The sequence below is a fragment of the Bradyrhizobium sp. 35 genome (assembly GCF_023073215.1).
Lineage (GTDB): Bacteria > Pseudomonadota > Alphaproteobacteria > Rhizobiales > Xanthobacteraceae > Bradyrhizobium > Bradyrhizobium canariense_D.
Map to the genome: position 1 here is coordinate 1 of NZ_JADPJC010000150.1, position 3,236 is coordinate 3,236.

Annotated in this window: 4 protein-coding genes; 2 read left to right on the forward strand and 2 right to left on the reverse strand. The window is 59.8% G+C overall.

Annotated features, from left to right (window positions below; all coding sequences use genetic code 11):
- Positions 1–91 precede the first annotated feature (91 nt).
- Positions 92–526 carry a DUF2721 domain-containing protein gene (locus tag IVB36_RS31700; RefSeq protein WP_247288344.1) on the reverse strand — a complete coding sequence of 145 codons (435 nt, stop codon included), beginning with the start codon at positions 524–526 and terminating at the stop codon, positions 92–94.
- Between the two features lie 275 nt (positions 527–801).
- Between IVB36_RS31700 and IVB36_RS31705 the strand changes: the two genes are divergently transcribed.
- Together IVB36_RS31705 and IVB36_RS31710 are read left to right on the forward strand one after the other, a co-directional pair.
- A complete protein-coding gene (locus IVB36_RS31705) occupies positions 802–1,293 on the forward strand; it encodes a DUF992 domain-containing protein (protein WP_247394202.1) in 492 nt (163 codons plus the stop codon).
- 5 nt (positions 1,294–1,298) lie between these two features.
- Complete coding sequence (locus IVB36_RS31710) at positions 1,299–2,642, forward strand: TAXI family TRAP transporter solute-binding subunit (protein ID WP_247394204.1); 1,344 nt, start codon at positions 1,299–1,301, stop codon at positions 2,640–2,642.
- Between the two features lie 15 nt (positions 2,643–2,657).
- On the opposite strand, the gene IVB36_RS31715 is transcribed toward IVB36_RS31710, so the two are convergent.
- Positions 2,658–3,236, reverse strand: a 579-nt coding sequence (locus IVB36_RS31715) for a transporter (protein ID WP_247394206.1), incomplete at its 5' end; no start/stop codon positions are given.

The window sequence follows — 3,236 nt, forward strand, 5'->3', positions numbered from 1 at the left end:
GCTGTGTGCCGCAAGAGAGCATTGGTGGGACGCCGAGTTACGTCAGCTTGCTGACCTGCCTCCAAATGGGGCAGTGGCTGCGATAGCGACTTCAGCCGTAGTGGTCATATTCACTCAGCGCAATCCGGACTTCACGAGCGAAGTCGACCAACGCGACTGTAAACGCGGCGAGCGAAACAACAAAGAAGAGGGCCACGCCGCGTTCGTGCTGCAGCTGAAAGAACGCCGTTACAAAAGCGACGATCACGAGAAGCGTCACTGAGATACTTGCGATCACGGCCCAGAAGATCGCCCGATTCATCATCGCCGCGCGCTGCATCAGACGTGGCAGATCGGCCTTGAGCCGGGATCGGATTGTGTCGTCATCGGGAATGCCATTGAGGATCACCGTCCGGTCAACGATCCGGTTCAGGCGGGAGATCAGGATAGCGATGAAGGCGCCCAGTGCGCCCAGCAGGAAGGCGGGGGCCGCTGACTGTGATATGACGTGAGATAGCTGGGTTACGGAAGGTGTATCTGTCAACATTGGGCGGACACCCCGTTCATAGACAGGCCCGGGCGAATAGGCCCCCGACTTACTCCCGTCACGTAACGCACCATCCACGGGTCGACTATGCAAAATCGGCGCGGTCTGCATTGAGCCTTGGATCGGTGGGTAAATTATCAGCGGCGCACGTCGATGATGGTCGGATATCGCATAGGCGGATGACTAGGCCGCCTCGTATAGCTACTCGCGGATATCGGCCCGAGCGGGGTCATCTGTAAAGCCAGCGCTGTGAGCCTCCCAGGGAGTGATCCATCATGCTCAGCTACCATTTCCTCCGCGTAATGAGCCTTGCCGCCACGATACTTCTTGCTCCCGCGTTTGCGTCGGCCCAGCAGCCGCCACCGGGCGTCCAGGCGGGGATGTTGACCTGTAACCTTGCTCCGAGCATTGGACTAATTATTGCGGAAAGCCAGCGGATGAGCTGCAGGTATGTGCCCAACGGGGGATATCCGCCTCAGGACTACAATGGCGCGATGAATACGGTCGGGCTCGAACTCGGAATCAGCGCAGGTGGACTGATGGCATGGGGCGTGTTTGCTCCTAGCCAAGGAGCGCCGATCGGGGCGTTGGCTGGTGAGTATGTGGGGGCCAGTGGCGACATTACCGTCGGGGTAGGTATCGGAGCCAACGTCCTCTTTGGCGGCTCTAATCGAACGATTGCTTTGCAACCGTTGTCGGTGGAGGGGCAGGCGGGTTTGAACGTGTCGCTGGGGATCTCGGGGCTCACGCTGGCTTTGGCGCCTTGAACCCGATGGCGAGTCCAGCGATCAACCTGTGGCCGCGATGGCTCAGGGCATCGATTGTCGGAGCAGCGACAGCCGCGGCGATCGGTGGTGGATGGTTCGCGTATCGCTATTTCGCCAAGCCCGTTGTGCTTACGGTGGCCGCCGGGTCGGCGGATGGCGAGGCGCTGGCACTGATCTCGGCGATCTCCGCGCGCCTGACGGCATCGAACTCGCATGTTCGGTTGAAGGTCAGCGATGCCGCTACATCGGCAAAGGCTGCCGAAATGCTGGCTGCGCAGAAGGTGGACCTCGCCATTGTTCGCGGCGACACAAGCGGTTTGGCTGACGCAAGAAGCGTGTTGCTCCTGACCCACGGCGTGGTCTTGATGATGGCCCCATCGGCTGCAAGCGCCGACAGTCTGGGCGATCTCCGCAACAGGGCTATCGGCGTCGTCGGCGGAGCGATCAACCGGCCAGTAGTCGAGGCGCTGAAGCAGGTCTATCAATTCGACGGCGCCAGGGTCAGTTTTCAAGATGTTAGCCTCAACGACGCCGCAGGTGCGCTCGCGTCGGGAAAAGTTCACGCCTTGCTGACGGTTATTCCGCTGACGGAAGGATACCTCGCGAAGGCGAGGCAATTGTTTCAGCAGGAGCGCGCCAAAGGTTCGGCCGCAAAGCTGATCGAGATCGAAGCGGCCGGCGCGGTCGCCAACGTTGCGCAGTACTACGAGAGCTATGACATCCCGAAGGGCACCTTACGGGGCGCACCTCCGATCCCTTCCGATGACCTGACGTCGTTGCGAGTTTCCTACTTTCTCGTCGCCAACAAGTCAGTCAATGCCGATGCGATCACCGATCTGACGCAGTCGCTGGTCGATGCGAAACGGGACCTACTGTCGCAATTTCCAATATTGGGCCAAGCCGCAGCACCGAGCACGGATGCGGACGCGCTGATTCCGATCCATCCGGGCGCCGCAACCTATTACAACGGCAGTCAGCAGAGTTTTCTCGATAAGTATGATGACAAGCTCTATTACGCTTCGCTGCTGCTGGGCACGCTGATCTCCATCCTCGTGGCGGCCTGGCGCTTCGCCCGATCCGGCACCGGGTCCGAGAGCATGCTGGAGCCCCTCTACGAGCTTGGCAACGAGATCAGGAATGCGAAAAGCGACGCCGAACTCGAGGATATCGAAAAAAGTATCGACGATATCCTGAAGAAGGAGCTTACGAAGAACGCCGGCGAAAACGCCGACAGCGCCGAGATGGCTGCGCTGGGACTTGCGGCCCACAGGCTACACTATCTGATGAGCCACCGTCGGATGCTGGTCCGTTCGACGGCGGTCTCCCCGACAGGGGCCACCCAACAGTAATATCGGTCTATCGCGTCACTTCACGATCCGGCGCTTCGTCGCCGTCACGGTGCTGGTCGGCGCCATCGGCGAGACCGAAAACGTCAGCCAGGTATTCCAGCCTGATGGCCGGTTCTCCGCCGCGAACTCACCGTAGGCTTTCAGGTTCAGGTATCCTTGCATGTCGCCGACGGGAAACAGGATCCCGGCTTGGGGGCCGATACCAAGTACGCGCGATCGAAAACCTCCGAGGATCGGATGCTGGCCGAAATCGTCGGTGATCTGCTGGTACCTATATCCGACAAGCCCGACGAAAAACTGCTTAGAGAGAAATTGCGACATTCCCCAATCGACATGGAAGTCGATACCGTTCTGGTAGTTAGTGGCGTCGTTTTTCAGATTGTAGGTAAAGCCCGCGACTGCCGAAAACTCCTGGCCCGCCGCCGGGTTGAAATAGGTATAGCCGCCGCCGACATCGACGGCGGCATGGCCGATGCCGAGATTGGCAAGGCGGGTCGAACTATAGGCGCCGACGGGGATGTCACCCGTCAGATAGGTCATGTAATTGTGCACGCCGGCATTCCACTTCAGCGTTGCCTGCGGATACAGGTCGCC

Bases quoted from the DNA above. Each gene is read 5' to 3' on its own strand.
- IVB36_RS31710 (WP_247394204.1), top strand. From the start codon at position 1,299: ATGGCGAGTCCAGCGATCAACCTGTGGCCGCGATGGCTCAGGGCATCG.
- IVB36_RS31705 (WP_247394202.1), top strand. From the start codon at position 802: ATGCTCAGCTACCATTTCCTCCGCGTAATGAGCCTTGCCGCCACGATA.
- IVB36_RS31700 (WP_247288344.1), bottom strand. From the start codon at position 526: ATGTTGACAGATACACCTTCCGTAACCCAGCTATCTCACGTCATATCA.